Origin of the sequence: Thauera sp. AutoDN2, from assembly GCF_051280715.1 — a bacterium.
Classification (GTDB): Bacteria; Pseudomonadota; Gammaproteobacteria; order Burkholderiales; family Rhodocyclaceae; genus Thauera.
This window is the reverse complement of sequence record NZ_JBNCAR010000045.1, coordinates 1-16194: the sequence shown is the minus strand read 5'-3', so window position 1 is coordinate 16194 and position 16194 is coordinate 1. Positions and strand designations below refer to the sequence as shown.

The following is a 16194-nucleotide window of genomic DNA, read 5'->3' as shown; positions in this document are numbered from 1 at the left end:
TCAGCGAACCCAAGCGCACCCCTCAAAGCCGCTGATCATGACCATCAATCAGCGAGATCATGTCGTTGGACTGCTTGATCATGAAGAATGGAATCTGCACGTGCGCTTGTCGATCGGTTTGGTCGCTGATTTGAGCCTGACAGGCAGCTCGGCTCGGGCGCTTCAGTTGGCGCCGCGTACGTCTCGTTGTTTCGATTCGAGTCCTTGGGCGACAGGACAGGAAGCGGCACACTTGGGGTACGTCGGACCTCCACCCTTCAGCGGAAATCCACGTTCCAATCGAAAATGCAACGAGTGGCGTCGGGGCGATGATGCTGCCGGTGGATCCAGCGATTGCGGGGCGTGTTCCACAAGGCGACCGTCCGTTGAGGTCACCATGCATCCCCACGGGCGTGGGGAACACGTACCCGTCGTCGGCAAACAACCGGCGACCGGGCGGTTCATCCCCACGGGCGTGGGGAACACGTTCGCTCCCGCGTCTCGTAGTGCCAGGTTCGCGGTTCATCCCCACGGGCGTGGGGAACACTAGTCCACCACGGCGTATGCGGTATTGCACGGCGGTTCATCCCCACGGGCGTGGGGAACACAACGGCACCACCAGCAACGCGGTCACCGTAACCGGTTCATCCCCACGGGCGTGGGGAACACAACGCGCCCTCTCATATTCCTCGCGTGCCGCCTGGTTCATCCCCACGGGCGTGGGGAACACGTCAGACCACATTATTAGCTCTGTCTCAATCTCGGTTCATCCCCACGGGCGTGGGGAACACCTCGGCTACACGCTGTTCTCCAGCCGCGACCCCGGTTCATCCCCACGGGCGTGGGGAACACTAGTATTTCCCCGTTGTTTGCCACTGATACTCCGGTTCATCCCCACGGGCGTGGGGAACACGCGAGCCGAAGCCCGCCCCCGGCGTACTCACGCGGTTCATCCCCACGGGCGTGGGGAACACGCAGGGAGAGCGCAATCAGGGCGAGGGGCAGACGGTTCATCCCCACGGGCGTGGGGAACACTGTCGTTTTACCTGGACGTGTTCGACGAGGCACGGTTCATCCCCACGGGCGTGGGGAACACGCTTGACCTGACGACTGAGGCCGGACAGGACGCGGTTCATCCCCACGGGCGTGGGGAACACTCGAACTGACTCCGCGTGTCCGTCGTCGTTTCCGGTTCATCCCCACGGGCGTGGGGAACACACCACGCAATCCTCCGCGCCCCAAAACAGCGCCGGTTCATCCCCACGGGCGTGGGGAACACGGTCTTGCCGATGCCTTCCATGACGGCGATAAACGGTTCATCCCCACGGGCGTGGGGAACACACCGGCGCCGAGACCGAGTCCGCGGTCGAACGCGGTTCATCCCCACGGGCGTGGGGAACACCCCTGAAGGTAGCGCAGTATCAGGCTGTCCCACGGTTCATCCCCACGGGCGTGGGGAACACACGAGCATGGGCGGGCGCTTTGCGTATTTCGGCGGTTCATCCCCACGGGCGTGGGGAACACTCGATGCTGACGGTGACGTGGGCCGGGTGTCGCGGTTCATCCCCACGGGCGTGGGGAACACATCGACAGACGCATCGGGCAACCCGCGCACCACGGTTCATCCCCACGGGCGTGGGGAACACCGCAGCAAACGCGGTGGCGATGGCCTGCTCCACGGTTCATCCCCACGGGCGTGGGGAACACAAACCCGCCGCAGGATGAACCGCATCGCCACGCGGTTCATCCCCACGGGCGTGGGGAACACGATGCTGCGCTGGGTGATGGCGACGTATCCGCCGGTTCATCCCCACGGGCGTGGGGAACACGCATATGGTCTGACCGTTAAACGTCCCACTCACGGTTCATCCCCACGGGCGTGGGGAACACCCGTCTTCATCTTTGATGCCGTGGAAATCAGGCGGTTCATCCCCACGGGCGTGGGGAACACTTGCAAAATCCCCCGAAGAGCGGCAGATGACGCGGTTCATCCCCACGGGCGTGGGGAACACTCGCACTCTCCAGTGCTGCGGCGGGGGGTCTGCGGTTCATCCCCACGGGCGTGGGGAACACCTTGGCGCGGCCCGCGTGACTGCCGTTCACGACGGTTCATCCCCACGGGCGTGGGGAACACCTTGCCAAACCTATCAACTCTGGTGGCAGACTCGGTTCATCCCCACGGGCGTGGGGAACACGCCGCGGCCGGATGCGGGGCGCACGTCGAGCGGCGGTTCATCCCCACGGGCGTGGGGAACACACTGTCGCTGATTGATACGCGCCAAACAGTGCCGGTTCATCCCCACGGGCGTGGGGAACACTCTGCAAACTGGTCTGCGAGCTGCTGCGTAGCCGGTTCATCCCCACGGGCGTGGGGAACACCAAAGCTGATCGACCGCACCGACGCATTGCGCCGGTTCATCCCCACGGGCGTGGGGAACACTCATAATACTTCTCATAGCCCCAACGATATTCCGGTTCATCCCCACGGGCGTGGGGAACACCCCCTTCAACACGGGCGCAAGCTGTTCGGCGACGGTTCATCCCCACGGGCGTGGGGAACACGCCCTCGGTGCCGTCCGGCAGCGTGACGGCGACGGTTCATCCCCACGGGCGTGGGGAACACATCATCGAAGACTTGTCTGGAAAGTTCGCAGCCGGTTCATCCCCACGGGCGTGGGGAACACTCGCCCGCGAAGCCCCACAGGCTCTGAAGCGGCGGTTCATCCCCACGGGCGTGGGGAACACCGTATATGGACGGCTACGAACTCGCCCGCCAGCGGTTCATCCCCACGGGCGTGGGGAACACACTTCCTCCATCTCCATGAATTTTAATAGAAATATTTGAAGCGTGAATTTTACCGACTCATTTTATTGCCATTGGCATGTTTTCGAGTTTTTAAAGATCGTTCTTCTGTGCGTCTGGATGGAAACTTACAAGCCGCACGCCGTCCCAGTCGGCGGGCAGCCGACGGTTGGGGCCGAGGGTCTGGAACTCGAAACCAGCTTCGTTGTTCGTGTGCCACATCATCACCGCATTACCATCGTCAATTCCAGCTTCCACCTGGTTCCAGATGTGTTCCCGCACCTTGCGCGAATATGTGCCCACATACACTCCGGCGCGCACCTCCAGCAGCCATAGGGCCAGCCGGCCCCGTAGCCGGGGCGGAGCATTCTCAAGCACGATGACCAGCATCACCCAGACTCTCTGGATTGGTGATGGCGGGGGCGACGGACTCTTCCGGCGCCTCGGGGCGGGGAATTTCGCCGGCGGCAAGGATCTCTTCGATGTCCGGGATGATGCGTTCCAGCAGTTTGGTTTTGCGGAAGATATCGCGGCAGGCAAGGCGCACAGCCTGTTCCGGCTTGGGCGGGTTGCTGGCAGCCACCTGGAAGGCGGTGGGCACCACAGTATCGAATTTGTAGATGTCGGCCACGTCGTACACGAAAGAGAGCGGCTTGCCGGTGTGGATGAAGCCTACCGCCGGGGCGTATCCCGCAGCCAGCACCGCAGCCTCAGTCACGCCGTACAGCGCCGCTGTGGCGGACGACAGACAGCGGTTGGGCAGGTCGGACACGTCCCAGTGCTCCGGGTTGTAGGCGCGGCCGGTCCACTTCACGCCAAATTTCTGCGCCAGCAGCTGGTAGGTCCGCTTGACCCGTGCCCCCTCGATGCCACGCAACTGCTCCACGCTGCGCCTGGCTGGCGGCTCTTCACCGAAGCGCAGCGCATACATCTTGCGCACCACCTTCAACCGCAGGGCGTCGTCTAGCGCCAGGCGGGCCTGGTAGAGAAGTCGGTCGGCACGCGCGCCGCCGGGCTGGCCGGATGAGTACAGGCGCACACCGGCCTCTCCCACCCACACAAGCAGCGTTCCCACCCGCGCTGCCAACGCAGCCGCCATGTGGGACACCCTAGTACCTGGTTCCAGCATGATGCAGGCGACCCCGCCCACCGGGATGTGGGTAAGCACCGGCCGCACCCGGAAACCCTGCTGATCCACCACTACGAAGGCCCCATCCACCACGTCGATCTCGCCCTTCTCGACGAAGACGATGGACATGCGCTCCTTGATGGGGATGGGTTTGAGGGGTGGCAACATGGTCAGCCGTGGGCCGGCGCAAGCGACAGCATTCCCAAGCCGAGCGCCTTGCCGTGACCAATACCGTTTACCAGGGCCTGCCCCAACTGCGCGGGATCCTCGACGCTCAGCAAGCCATCGAACTGCACCGTCTGCAGCGTAATGCGCTGACCGGTCCGCCCATGCCGATGGCTGATGCGCTCGCTGCGGCCAATGCGAACATGCAGCGGTGAGAATCCGTGCTGACGTCCCTGGCGGGCCAGCCAGGCGAGCTGTTCTTCTTCACGCAGCAGACCGTAACGCTTGCGGTCGCGGGTTACGGTCGGATTACAGTAGAGCCGGAACACATGGCTGCGGCTGGCCTGCAGAAGTTGCTCCACAGGCACGGTCTTGTCGGGATGCAGGTCCCGGGCGTAGCCAGGCAATTCCTGCAGGCACTGCCAGCGACCGGGCGTGGCGGACTGCAGCAGTACGGTGGCTCCCTCCTCCGGCAAGCGGTCGCCGCTGTGTTCCAACCGCCACAGGAAGCGTGCCGGAGGGTCATCTGGGCCCGTGGCATAGACCCGGCTCAGGGTGCGGTGCATCTCATAGGCATTGGCTAGATCGCGCCGCGCCTGCGGGTGGGCGGGGTCAAGCAGCAGTTTGGAGAGGAACATCCAGCACCTCCGAAATGACAAAACGAGGGCCGAAGCGACGCTCGGCAAAGGATGACAGGGGCTGATCCATCTTCATCAGGCCGGAGCGGTCGGGGGATTCGAGGGACAGAATCCGCGGGGTACGTGGCGAGCCCGGGCGGGGTGACGCGATCGCGGGCCACTGGGCAAGTGCGTCGCGCAGATCGGCATCCACCACCGCGTCGGGCATCCAGATGGGCTCTGAGGGCACATAGGACTTGCGTCCCAGAGCAAGCGGCCACACCGGATCGGAAAGGGCGCCATGGATGCGTTCGAGCAGGGCGCGGTCCTCACCACACAGGCCGACCAGGAAGGCAGCATCGGCGAGGTAGTGGCGGGTGGTGACGGCGGTGTCGTGGATCTTCGAACCGTCCGCGGAAATCACCCGCTGGGCAGTTTGGTAATCGCGTTTTGGCACGCCAGGACGGTCGTGGCGCACACCCATGCGCAGCCGGCACAGGGGTTCCAGGTCGCGCCAGTTTTCCCGGTCGATGCCAAGGGCGGCCGCCACCAGCCCAAGCACGCCCGATTTGCTGGGCTCCTTGCCGGTGTCCCGCTCATCGAAGCGGCTGGTGGTGCCCCAGGACTGCATCGGCCCCATCAGGCGCAGCAGTACGGTCGCCATGGCTCAGCCCCGATGCACTTCGGCCATCGCCGCGTCGAGCAGCGCGGCGAGGGAAGCTACCGGCTTCGCCACGTCGCCGACCTCCGCACCAGTCAGGTCCAACGCGAAGGCTGCGGCTTCGCCACCATAGGCCGCCTGCAGCCCCCTGGCCTTGCCCAGCAACGCGTTGGCGGAACTGCGCGTCAGGCTGTCCCGGGCGCGGATGGCGGTCTCGAAAGCATTGGCCAGATTGCGCGGTGCCGTATTGCGGCGCACCGTGACCAATACGAATTCCGGTGGGTTGTGGGCGGCAAAGGTGTTCTGCTTGCCGGTGGGCTCAGCCACCACGAAGCCTTCGAGAAAGGCACGCAGGCCCTTGGCGGCCAGTTCGGTGTCGTCCTGCAGGTTCTGGCCCAGCTTCTCCCAGTCCACCACGGCGTAGCGGTAGAAGCAGGCGGAATTGAATTCCACCGTTCCCATCATGTCCGCCCCGGCGGTGTCCTCGGGTTTCAGGTCGTCCACGGCCGTGTAGAAGTCGAATTCCCGTTCCACTGCGTGGGTGGACAGGGCATGGGCGACCTGGCAGGCGGCGTTCTGGTTCTTCTCGGGCATGTCAGCCAGCATGCGGCCGAATAGCGCCACGTCCAGTGCCTTGCCGCCGTTAAACACCTTGTCCAGCGCCTTGCGGATTTCCGGGTCGATGCCCTGGGCCGCCTGCTTCTTGGCCTTGCCGGCTTTCTTGCCCTCGGCGGCAGATGCTTCAGGCGCAACCAGGGTGTCCCACTTTTCATTCACCACATCGGCGATGCCGATAATTTCCCTCTGGCCGAGGAACAGCAGGTATTCCGTTCTGCCTTCGTCCTTGACCGCGAGTTCCATGGCGCCTAGCGCCAAGATCGATTTCTCTTTCGCCGCTTCGGCATCGCGGCCCTTCTCAACCAGAATCCCGATCAGGGCTTCCAGCACGCGCTTGCTGCGGCTGGCCAGATCATCGGCACTCAGGAGTCCCTGCGCGACCTGCTCGCCGAAAAACTGCCGCACCGCCCGCTTGGAACACTGGCTGGAAATACGCGCCCGGCGCGTGCCGCCGAACAGGGCGTCCTTGGGAGCACCTGTGTCGTCGCGGTTCAGGTTGGAGGGGGCGAAGTTCTGCAGCACGTGGATTTCGACGATGGTTTTCATACGGACTCCTCTTCGGTTTCGGATTCTTCAGGCAGATCGGTGTCTTTTTGCAGCGTGCGAAAGAACTGGCGCGCCCACTGGTTCTGGATGCGCTTGTCGGGGGCGTGCCAGCGCAACAGGTCGGCGAGCAGTGCGCCAAAGTCGATGGCCTGATCCTTCAGCAGGTCGACCATCTGGCGCAGCCGGTAGGGCAGTTCGTCGGTGTCCGCATCGAGCAGGGCGATGAAGCGGCGTTCGGTGCTGGCAGATCCGCTCATCAGCTGGTGCTGTGCAACGACCACGCCAATGGGCAGGGCAGTTCCGGTACGAGCTGCCTTCCAATGGGTCGCCCACAAGGCGGCTACCAGATAATGCACCTGCCGGCGCCAGTGGCTGTCTTCATCCTTGAGGAAGGGTTCGACATAGGGATAGGCCGCTGGAAACGCGCCGGGATCGAAGGCCAGGCTGCGGCGCAGCACGGCCCGCACCCGGCTATCCCGTTTGTTCAAATCCTCCAACCACTCCAGGTAGGCACTCATGCGGACTCCTTTGCAGGTTCGAGCTTGGAAATTTCGTCTTTGAGCCTGCCGAGGTGGCGCAGGACCGGTGCTTCGGCCTGGACCAGCGCACGGATCGCCCAGGCATCACCGGCCACGACGCCCGAGGCATGGGCGCGCCATGCGCTGCGCATGGCAGAGCACACGTGCCGGAGCCACGACAGGCGGATGTCGTCGGGATCGCGTTCTTCCGTGTATTCGGCCAGGATCTGGTGAAAACGGGGCTCCAGGCTGGACCAGTAGGTGTCGGTGACGGGCATCTGGCGCAGGAAGTTGCTCACATCCTTGCCTGCTGGCTCCCGCTCACCACGGCTGAGCAGATTGCGGGCAAAGGCCTTGCAGGCTTGCCAGAGCGCGGTTTGCGCCTGTTCAGCCTCGGCAAGCAGAGCCCGAATTTCTGTTCGTACCGTACGATTACCGGCGAGCGCGGGCGGCAGACTGAAACGCTCCATGCGCCAGTATTCGATCTTGGCCTTGTCGTTGGACTGCCCTGCCACCATGACCGAAGCGGGAAAGCGTTGCGGCACCGCGCGCCCCAGGGCAACGGCATGTTCGATGACCTGGGGGGCGCAGCCGGTCACATCGGGCAGCAGGGAATCGAAATCCCGCCAGAACCCCCGTTCGCGAAAGACCACCGGCAACCGACCTTTCTTCTCGTCAACCCGGTAACCCAGCATCGGATCGCTCTGCTGTTCGGCCTGCGGCCCCACACCGGAGGCAAACGCAAGTCGGGAAACCATGCCCTCTGCGTCGGCCTGCAGACAAATGGCACGAATGCGCCAGGTGTACCGGTCCGCAAAGCCGCTGGGCGTGCGCTCGCAACCGCCTTTCAGCGCATCTAGCGTTTCAGGTTCCCGCTCCCATAACGGGAGGTCGCCGGCCAGCACCAGCCTGTTCTGCGGCACCAGCGCGTAGGACAAGGTATCGAAGAGATTGCGCCCCAGCGGCAGAGCCATTACCGCCGTCGCCGAAGGTGCGGTACCGGTGTGGGACAACTCGCTCTTGCCGCAGCTCACCGAGAAGGTCTGGGTCGCCAGCAGCCAGCGGATTGCCTGGGCCGGGGCAATCGCACCAGCACGATTGACATCCACATGGTCGAACAGGACCTTGGCGTTGTCGGCATTGTGCTCGGCGGCCAGTACTGTCCACGCCCGCCAGATTCGCGGTTCGAAGCTGGGAATCTGTGCAAATGGATAACGCGGATCGAACAGCCAGAAGCGCTCGCGCCACCTCTCCAGATACGCCTCGATCTTCCCGCCTGGCCAGCCCAGGTTGAACCAGTTTTTGGCCTGTTGCCCATCCGTCGGCCCCTCCAAGGCCCGATACAGCACTGCCAGCAGGAAGCGGTGCAAGGCTGCGACCACCAGCGGTGAAGCGTCCTGGATCTCGGCGATGCGCTCCGCTTGCAGCAGGGTGTCGCGGATACCCAGTTCGCCGTGGTGGCCGTCCAGCCAGCGCACCGGTATCCAGGGTTCATCAATCAGGTTGAAACGTGGCGTCACCGCCTGTGCGGCGTCATCCATGCTGTCGGTCATTGCGCCTCCGCTTTCAGGTTTCGTTGCCATAGGTCAGCCCCAGCGCGCGATCGAGACGAACGGAGCTATCCGCCAGCCAGCGGCCTTCGTCGTCCAGACACAGGGGAAAGTGGTTGCGCAGCAGCGGGCACTGCTGCCAGGACTCGGGGATGCCCAGCGCCTTGAGCTGCTTCACCACGCCCTTGCGCCCGACGCGCAGGGTGCGCCGGGACCACACCCTGGCCTGCTCGAGGCGGGGTGCGATCCCGACGTCAAAGCCGTCGGCAGGCCCGAGGGGAATCACGGTCAGGGACTCGTCCCCCAGACGGGTTTGCGCAGCCAGGGTGCGATGCACGTAGGGATCGTCTTCGTCATACAGGACGAAACGCGCCGGCTCGTCCCAGGACGCATCGTCGGGCAGACCGATGATGGCGCCATGTGCCTGCTGGGTCTTGGCGATATCGTCGCCGTCCGACGCCATCAGTGCTTTGTCCAGCCGCGCCTGCAATGCATCCGGGATGGAGACGTCTTCCTCGTAAACGGCCTGCACCAGCGTATCGATGTGGTCGGGCAGGATGATCTGCCGGCGTTCCGGCTGGCGTAGCAGACACCAGGTGCGCAGCAGGACGGATTCCGCATAGACCGCGCCCCACCACAGGGGTTGGCCGAAGTCGTCAGGCGCATCCCCGGCTAGCCCTGCGACCAGCAGTATCGGAGCCGCGACGGGGCGATGGGGCCGGGGGTGCCGCCACAGCCGACCAGCCCGCTGCAACAGCAGGTCGATGGGGGCCAGGTCAGTTGCCATGAGGTCGAAATCCAGATCGAGGCTCTGCTCGGCCACCTGGGTGGCGATCAGGATCTTGCGCCCGCGGCGCAGCTCGCCGTTCTCGCCGCCCGCCTTGCCGAAGATGTCGAGCACACGCTGTTCGCGCAACTGCCGCTGGCTGGCCTGGAAGCGGGCGTGGAACAGGTAGATCTCGGTGCCATCGTCCAGCAGCTTGCCGACCTGCTCGCCCTCCCACAGCAGGGGGCGGCCTTCGGGAAACAGGCCATAGAGCGCCTGCGCCCGCTGCACCGTGTTGACCAGCGTGAGGCCCATGCCGCCTTCGATCAGTCGCAGCTGCAGTTCCGTCTGCATGTCCTCCAGCTCCGAACCGATGGGCTGGATGTCGATAGTCACGCGCCGCGTGGGATCGGCCTCGAAATGGGTTTGCCGGACGTTCCCCGTGGCGAACACACTCAGCCGGGGGTAAGCGGCTTCCGTGGCGGGCAGTTTCCCCCCCACCACCTGGGCCAGTTCGCGCCGGATGGCCGGCGGCAGGGTGGCCGAGAGCAGCAGCACTGAAGAACCCAAAGCATGCAGCCAGCGCACCAGATGGATCAGCAGGGTGCCGGTATAAGCGTCGTAGGCATGGATCTCGTCGAACACCACCACCCGGTTGGCGAGTCCCCACAGGCGAACAAAGTGATGACGCACCGGCAGCACCGGCAGCAGGGCCTGATCTACCGTGCCCACGCCATATTCGGAGAGCAGTGCCCGCTTCTTGTGGGTAAACCACTCGCCCGCTTTGACTTGGGCGGCGTCGGGATCGACGTCGTCATGAACAGTAGCCAGACGAAGCTGCTGGAAATGGTCGTTTAGCGGGGTTCCTCCATGCAGCAGTTGCAGATCCAGCACGCGGCCGGCGTCCCGTGCCCGCAGGAAGGCCAGGGTGCGCGCAAACATGGCATTGCCGGTGGCCTGGGTGGGCAGGGCGATGTACAGGCCCCGGTGCTCGAAACGGCGTTGCAGTTCCAGATGGGCAAACCAGGCGGCTTCGGTCTTGCCTTCGCCCATGGGAGCTTCGATCAGCAGGATGGCCGGTTCGTCGAGGTCCGCTAGCACGGTGGCCACGGCCTCCTGCAAGGGGCGTGGCGAGAAGCCGAACACTTCGTGAAAGCTGAGAGGGCTGGTCAGCAGCGGCGTGCGGGGCTGCCAACCCAGCACGTCCAAAGCCCGATCTGCGCAGGCACGACGCGCTTCAAACCACACTGCTGGATCATCGGCGTCGGCTTCAGTGCCAAAGGTGAACCATTCGGTATTGGAGCCGATCCAGTCAGCAAAGCTGGTGAGACCGGCCAGCAGCATGAACTCCGGGCCTGAAAGGCCGGCCTTCGCCGGAAGGGCTGTTGGCTGGAAGACCTCGAACAGCGTATCGAGCAAGGCATGGCGGGCATCAGCCCATTCGTCCCGCCCGATGGCACTGCGATCCCCTTCAAGTGCTTCAAGCGTCTTTGGCGAAGCCCGGCTACCGTGGTGACAGCCCACCGCGTCGGCGGCCAGCCGAGCGAGTTCATCGGGCCAGCCACGCTTGACAAGCCACGCCGCTAGCGCGATCTGGCTGACGAAGGCGTGGTTGATTCTGATATTCGGACTGCGGCCTGGATTCAGTCCTGACAGGTTTTGCCACTTGCACTGGAACCCTGGGCAGGCCTTGCCGAGATCGTGGGCAGCAATAAGCAATAACAGCCAAGGACGAGCAAGGTCCCATGGCAGACCGAGCATGTCGGCGAGCCGGTTACGAGTGGCTGCAGGTTCGCGCCCAACGAGGGCTGATGCAGTTGCTGCAACATCCAGCATGTGCAGCAGAAGTGGGTGCCAATTGCTTTCAGAGTCCGTCTTGGCCCAAATGCGCCGAGGGATCGCCAAAGCCGAGGGGGAGCGTTGTACTGCTTGCAGGCACGGCACACTTGCGACCATGGCAATGTCACAAAATAATGACTTTAGATTCTTCCATGCCAGTATGTTCTATGCAAGAAGCAAACTCTGCAGGCGCAGGCCACAGGCGCGGGGAGCAATCGGCGGTCGTCGGGTGCGGGCCACCCTGCCTATAATCCTGCCCGGTCGCCAAGGTGCGCATGTCCCCATGCGCCACGTACGATGGGACGGTGCTGAGTATGGAAGCGGTGGCAGTCATAGATTTCGAGACCACGGGGTTGTCACCCGCACAGGGTGACCGCGCCACGGAGATCGCAGCGGTCATCGTGGAGGACGGTCGTGTGGTCGACCGCTACCAGAGCCTGATGAACGCGGGCGTGCGGATTCCTGCATACATCGAGGCGCTGACCGGGATCACGAACGCGATGGTTCGCAGCGCACCTTCGGCGGGCGAGGTCATGCGTGACGTCTCTGATTTCGTCGGCGACATGCCGATCGTTGCCCACAACGCCTCGTTCGATGCCAAGTTCTGGGACGCGGAGCTCGCACGAATCCAGCGCAGCAGGAAGCAGGACTTCGTGTGCTCGCTACTGCTGTCCCGACGCATCCTGCCGCTCGCACCAAGCCACAAGCTGGGCGTCCTGGTCGAGTACGCCAATCTGCCGGTCGCCGGGCGCTACCACTGTGCCCTGGCCGATGCCGAGATGGCCGCGAGCCTGCTGCTTCGGCTCGAGGATGAGCTGCGACTTCGGCATCAGGTGCCGAGGGTGTCGGTCGATCTGCTGCGCCAGATCCAGCGTGCGTCCAAGGTGCAGCTGCCAAGATGTCTGGCCGCTGCCCGGGGATGCTGATGCGCGTGCGACCGGCCGAGGGGATACGCGCCAAACGATGACAACCGACTTTATCCTCTCTCCTGACGAAATCGAGATTACCGCGATCCGGGCCCAGGGTGCGGGCGGGCAGAATGTCAACAAGGTGTCGAACGCGGTGCATCTGCGCTTCGATATCGCCGCCTCGAGCCTTTCCGAGGACATCCGCGCGCGACTGCTGGCCCTGCACGACCATCGCATCAGCAAGGAGGGCGTGGCGATCATCAAGGCACAGAAATTTCGCAGCCTGGAGAAGAACCGCGCCGAGGCGCTGCGCCGACTGGAAGAGCTGATCGAGCGTGTCGCTGCGCCCCCGAAGGCGCGCCGTGCGACCCGGCCGACCCGTGCGTCGGTCACCCGCAGGCTGGAGGGGAAGGCGCGGCGGGCGTCGATCAAGGCTGCGCGCGGCAAGGTCAGCGACTGACGGACTGGTGAAGTCGAGGCTCAGTGAGCGTCTCGCATCAATTTGCGTCCAGCAGGCGCGCGCACTAGTCAATCATTGAGCGCGCCAACTCCGAGTCGTAGTTCGGATCGAGCGCTTCCGACGCTATCATCTTGAGGTTACACAATTGAGCTCGACCAACGATGCTGCCGACCAACTACCGAGGTGCGAGTTCAGTGCGGTTCGTGCCGGGGGATTTCCAGCCGACGGCCGAACAGCTGGCGATTCAGCGCTGCCAGAATCGCTATGTCATCGCAATGTCCGCTGCCGGGTCAGGCAAGTCGACGACCATCGCGCTCAAGGTGATGGAGAACGTCCGGTACGGGAAGGATCCACGCAAGATCCTGGTGCTCACCTTCTCGCGCGAAGCGGCGCAGGTGATCCGGCGGATCATCGCCAAGCTTTCAAACGATGCGCAGCTCGCGAATGCCATCAAGTGTGTCGCGTTCGACGACTTCTGTGTCGAGGTGCTGAACGGCTTTGGATATGAGCGGGCCGATCAGCTATCGTCGATGGACGAGGTCTGCGCATATGTCCGGAAGGCGGCGGCGAACATTAAGAAGCGCGAGGACGATCGCGTGCGGCCGCTCGAGATCGTGCTACCCGAGCACAACGAGCAGATCACCGAGTTCGTGCGGAATGCCCGCCTGATGAAGGCCAATCTGTTGAGCCCCGACCTCGATGAGGACGAAACCTACGAGGACCGGGCGATCCGGTACGGGCTTCCAGAGAGCTTCTTTTATATCTATCGGGAGGTAGAGCGGGTCCGCGGGACGGGCAGCTATTACGACGATCGGCCGGCGGCCTGGCGGAGCGAATTCGACGCGACTTTCGATCTGGCGAGGATGCTGATTGAGACGCAGGGCCGGATCCGGATGCCGACGTACGAGTTCGTCGCCGTCGACGAACTGCAGGACATGAACCCGGCGAGTTATGAGGTCTTGAAGTGGCTGCTGGATCCGTCGCGTGAATCGGTCGAAGGATCGATCGCCGCGGAGATCCTGGGCCCGAAGCCCGTCTACTTCATCGGCGCGGGTGACTTTGACCAGATCATTCACGGCTGGGCGGGATCCAATATCCGCTTCATGAAGGAGCGTTTCGGGGCGGAGTGGCAATCTTCTTCGGTTGTCCGACTCACGCTGTCGAGCACCTACCGCCACGGGCCGATCATGGCAAAGATGGTGTCGGCGCTGATGGGGGACGGGAGCGATAACGACCGGGTGCGATCCGGGAGATCGCACAAGACCGAAGTCCGGGTAGAGCGCTATGCAGACCACGGTGCCGCCGCCGGCAAGCTCGTTGCGGCACTTGTGGACTTCAGGAAGCGAGGCGGACGTCTCGACGATACGGCGATCATCCTGCGTTCGCCCTACCAGTCAATTCTTGTCGAGAATGCGCTCTTCGAGGCCGGCCTGAACTGGCGTATCGAGGGGATGGAGAGTTATCTGATGCGGCCCGAGGTCCTGGTGCTGCGGGGCATAATGGCCTTTGCACTGGACGATCTGACGACGATTCCTGGCGACGATAAATTTTCCAAAGTCATCAGCTCCCTGCTGCTTTGGCAGCAGTTCGAATGGGCGCCCGAGCGTCTTCAAGGGAAGTATCTGAAGGATGCGGCGAAGGATCCGGGGCTGAATTTTCAGCACTTCCTGCAGGGGGTGCTGCTGCGTCCGCGAACGATCTATGACCGGCGTGTCGCCCGTCTATCGTGGGAGCGGCAATCAATGGAGGAGACCGCGCTCCTTGAGCGGATCCAGGCGTTGAATCGGAGCGGCCAGACCGCCAAGGCCGAAGATTTGCGCCGGCGCAGCGATTACGAATCGAGTACGGTCGGGGAGACACCCGAGGAGAGAAGGAATCGTCTGCGGCTCGACGCGTCGGTCGCGCTCATTCGAGGCGCTGCGCCTGACGCTCCCGCTCACGTCCTGCTCGAACAGGTCGTAGCCACCCTGGACATGAAGAACAAGGCACGCTTGCTGTTCGTCGACCCGGCCATGGCGCGAATGGTGTCTCAGTCGTTGGACGGCTTCGTGCAGAGTGCCAAGCGAAGGAACTGTTCACTGCGCGAGTTCGCGAACTGGCTGAAGGAGGTCGATATCGCGCTCCGAAAGGCCAGGCCGATGAACACGCTGCTGGTGTGTTCGGTAGAGGCGGCAAAGGGTCAGGAGTTCGAGGCGGTCCTTCTTCCGTTCCTGGAGGCGGGTGCTTTCCCGGCGCGGGATGCCGACCCGCACGAGGAGCGCAACCGCTTCTATGTCGCAGTCACGCGCGTCTGCGACGAACTGACCCTGCTGGTGCCGGAGGACGAGCAGCGCGTGAGCCCCTACGTCAAGTCTCTGAAGGTGGCGCGGTCGCTTCGGGAGGGGGGCTTTCTCGATCTTTGCAGTGATGAAAACCGGTGATCTTTCGCTAGTAATACTCCCCCTTCGTCTCGATCTGTGCTTGCGGGCGGCTACATCAAGTGGGTTTGGCAAGCCAATCCGCGGATATGTTGGGTGTGACGAGTATCAAGAGGGAATCGTTGCGGCGAGCCCTTGTCCGGCCTGCTTCCGGGAGTTTGCCTGTTTAGAGATGGTCGAGCAGCGGTCCCGCCGGCACGATGCTCGTCGGGTTCAGCGTCTTGATCGAGTAAGACCCGGCCTTGATATGGTCGGCTTGCACGCTGCTGACAAAGGCCGGCAGCGCCAGCAAGCGGCGGAGATAGGCCATCACGTTCGAGTAAGCGGACAGTGGGCGCAGGTCAGGTCGAGTGAAGGCTTTGTCCGGCTGAGTGGTCCGCCTGGATGATGGCTCCCTGTTCGGCGGGGTGCGCGTGGGGTCCGTTGGGGCAATCGGGAAAGGGAAACAGGTCAGCCATGTCGGCCGCGCGGATTCGGGCGATGTCCCTGAACGTGGCCAGAATCGTTGCGGCGACCAATAGGTGAGAGTCTACGGGAGAGCCCTGGAAAGCCGCGCCGTTGCTGGGCATTGAGCGCGCGATAGGTGAGATTTTACTGGAGAGGATGGCAACGATCGAGACTCGACCAGCCCAAGATCTCATGAGTTTTGCATGTCTGGACTGTAATCTAAAGCGGCCTGACCGCTAGCCGAACTCACAGTCTGGTTTCTTTGGCCCGGCAACTGCCTCATGCCTATGCCAACAAGCAACAAGTCGGCCTGAGCGGCCATCTAGTCCTTGCAGGGTGGAGGGCCGCACGTTGGCGCATTTCCGCCATTCGGCTTATTCGGTTGAAAATGCGGGGTCCGGTATTTGAGCGGAAGCTTCTCAAGATTCGCTGCTCACCCGGCGGGCCGCATCGTGTGATACGTTACCCGACGTCAAGGTTCTCTTTCACGTCTTCCCATGTCGGTCCCACCAGCCTCATCTACGACCTCGATGCAACCCTTAGCGATCGTTCGTCTAAGGCAGGATTTGGCAAGGGGGACAATCGTCGAAGTACTAGACGAGAACACAGTGTTGGTCGAATTCGCAGATGAACACGGAAAGACCTTGGAGCTTGTGCCCGTCCCCAAAGTGCTGCTAGCCCGCATTTCTCACACCCTCACGGTTCGGCCCCCGGTGGCGCGGCTTTTTGCTTCACGCGTCGCCGTGACCGCGAGGGTTCAGGCTCGCGAGC

13 protein-coding genes and 1 CRISPR repeat array are annotated in these 16194 nt (G+C 63.4%); of the genes, 4 read left to right on the top strand and 9 right to left on the bottom strand.

What is annotated here, in order from left to right; translation table 11 throughout:
- Positions 1–374: 374 nt before the first annotated feature.
- Positions 375–2785: direct repeats of the CRISPR family, unit length 29 nt; unit sequence CGGTTCATCCCCACGGGCGTGGGGAACAC.
- 90 nt (positions 2786–2875) lie between these two features.
- The 8 genes from cas2e to cas3 are packed head-to-tail and all read right to left on the bottom strand — an operon-like array spanning position 2876 to position 11308.
- Positions 2876–3172, bottom strand: a complete 297-nt coding sequence (gene cas2e / locus ACPT9U_RS16255; protein WP_435751689.1) for a type I-E CRISPR-associated endoribonuclease Cas2e — start codon at positions 3170–3172, stop codon at positions 2876–2878.
- Positions 3153–4079 (bottom strand): type I-E CRISPR-associated endonuclease Cas1e, encoded by a 927-nt coding sequence (cas1e, locus tag ACPT9U_RS16250; protein WP_435751688.1) that lies wholly within the window; start codon positions 4077–4079, stop codon positions 3153–3155. The genes cas2e and cas1e overlap by 20 nt, the downstream gene beginning before the upstream one ends.
- A gap of 2 nt (positions 4080–4081) precedes the next feature.
- Positions 4082–4714, bottom strand: coding sequence for a type I-E CRISPR-associated protein Cas6/Cse3/CasE (cas6e, locus tag ACPT9U_RS16245; RefSeq protein ID WP_435751687.1), 633 nt, complete (start codon positions 4712–4714; stop codon positions 4082–4084).
- Positions 4689–5357: a type I-E CRISPR-associated protein Cas5/CasD gene (cas5e, locus tag ACPT9U_RS16240; protein ID WP_435751686.1), complete on the bottom strand. Its 669-nt coding sequence runs from the start codon at positions 5355–5357 to the stop codon at positions 4689–4691. Before cas5e ends, cas6e begins: the two co-directional genes overlap by 26 nt.
- 3 nt (positions 5358–5360) lie before the next feature.
- Positions 5361–6518, bottom strand: a complete 1158-nt coding sequence (gene cas7e, locus ACPT9U_RS16235) for a type I-E CRISPR-associated protein Cas7/Cse4/CasC (RefSeq protein WP_435751685.1) — start codon at positions 6516–6518, stop codon at positions 5361–5363.
- Positions 6515–7036: a type I-E CRISPR-associated protein Cse2/CasB gene (gene casB / locus ACPT9U_RS16230; RefSeq protein ID WP_435751684.1), complete on the bottom strand. Its 522-nt coding sequence runs from the start codon at positions 7034–7036 to the stop codon at positions 6515–6517. Before casB ends, cas7e begins: the two co-directional genes overlap by 4 nt.
- The gene (casA, locus tag ACPT9U_RS16225; RefSeq protein WP_435751683.1) at positions 7033–8577 is read right to left on the bottom strand and encodes a type I-E CRISPR-associated protein Cse1/CasA; all 1545 of its coding nucleotides are present in this window, start codon (positions 8575–8577) and stop codon (positions 7033–7035) included. The genes casB and casA overlap by 4 nt, the downstream gene beginning before the upstream one ends.
- A gap of 25 nt (positions 8578–8602) precedes the next feature.
- Complete coding sequence (gene cas3, locus ACPT9U_RS16220; RefSeq protein ID WP_435751682.1) at positions 8603–11308, bottom strand: CRISPR-associated helicase Cas3'; 2706 nt, start codon at positions 11306–11308, stop codon at positions 8603–8605.
- Between the two features lie 197 nt (positions 11309–11505).
- On the opposite strand from cas3, the gene ACPT9U_RS16215 reads away from it, so the two are divergent.
- The 3 genes from ACPT9U_RS16215 (at position 11506) to ACPT9U_RS16205 (ending at position 14979) form a co-directional block, all read left to right on the top strand.
- Positions 11506–12117, top strand: a complete 612-nt coding sequence (locus tag ACPT9U_RS16215) for a 3'-5' exonuclease (RefSeq protein ID WP_435751681.1) — start codon at positions 11506–11508, stop codon at positions 12115–12117.
- A gap of 37 nt (positions 12118–12154) precedes the next feature.
- A complete protein-coding gene (gene arfB, locus ACPT9U_RS16210; RefSeq protein WP_435751680.1) occupies positions 12155–12559 on the top strand; it encodes an alternative ribosome rescue aminoacyl-tRNA hydrolase ArfB in 405 nt (134 codons plus the stop codon).
- A gap of 161 nt (positions 12560–12720) precedes the next feature.
- Positions 12721–14979 carry a UvrD-helicase domain-containing protein gene (locus ACPT9U_RS16205; protein WP_435751679.1) on the top strand — a complete coding sequence of 753 codons (2259 nt, stop codon included), beginning with the start codon at positions 12721–12723 and terminating at the stop codon, positions 14977–14979.
- A gap of 163 nt (positions 14980–15142) precedes the next feature.
- Here the strand turns inward: ACPT9U_RS16205 and ACPT9U_RS16200 are convergent, their stop codons facing one another.
- Positions 15143–15286 carry a hypothetical protein gene (locus tag ACPT9U_RS16200; RefSeq protein ID WP_435751678.1) on the bottom strand — a complete coding sequence of 48 codons (144 nt, stop codon included), beginning with the start codon at positions 15284–15286 and terminating at the stop codon, positions 15143–15145.
- A gap of 634 nt (positions 15287–15920) precedes the next feature.
- Between ACPT9U_RS16200 and ACPT9U_RS16195 the strand changes: the two genes are divergently transcribed.
- A partial coding sequence (locus ACPT9U_RS16195) for a DUF4926 domain-containing protein (RefSeq protein WP_435751677.1) occupies positions 15921–16194 on the top strand: 274 nt, incomplete at its 3' end.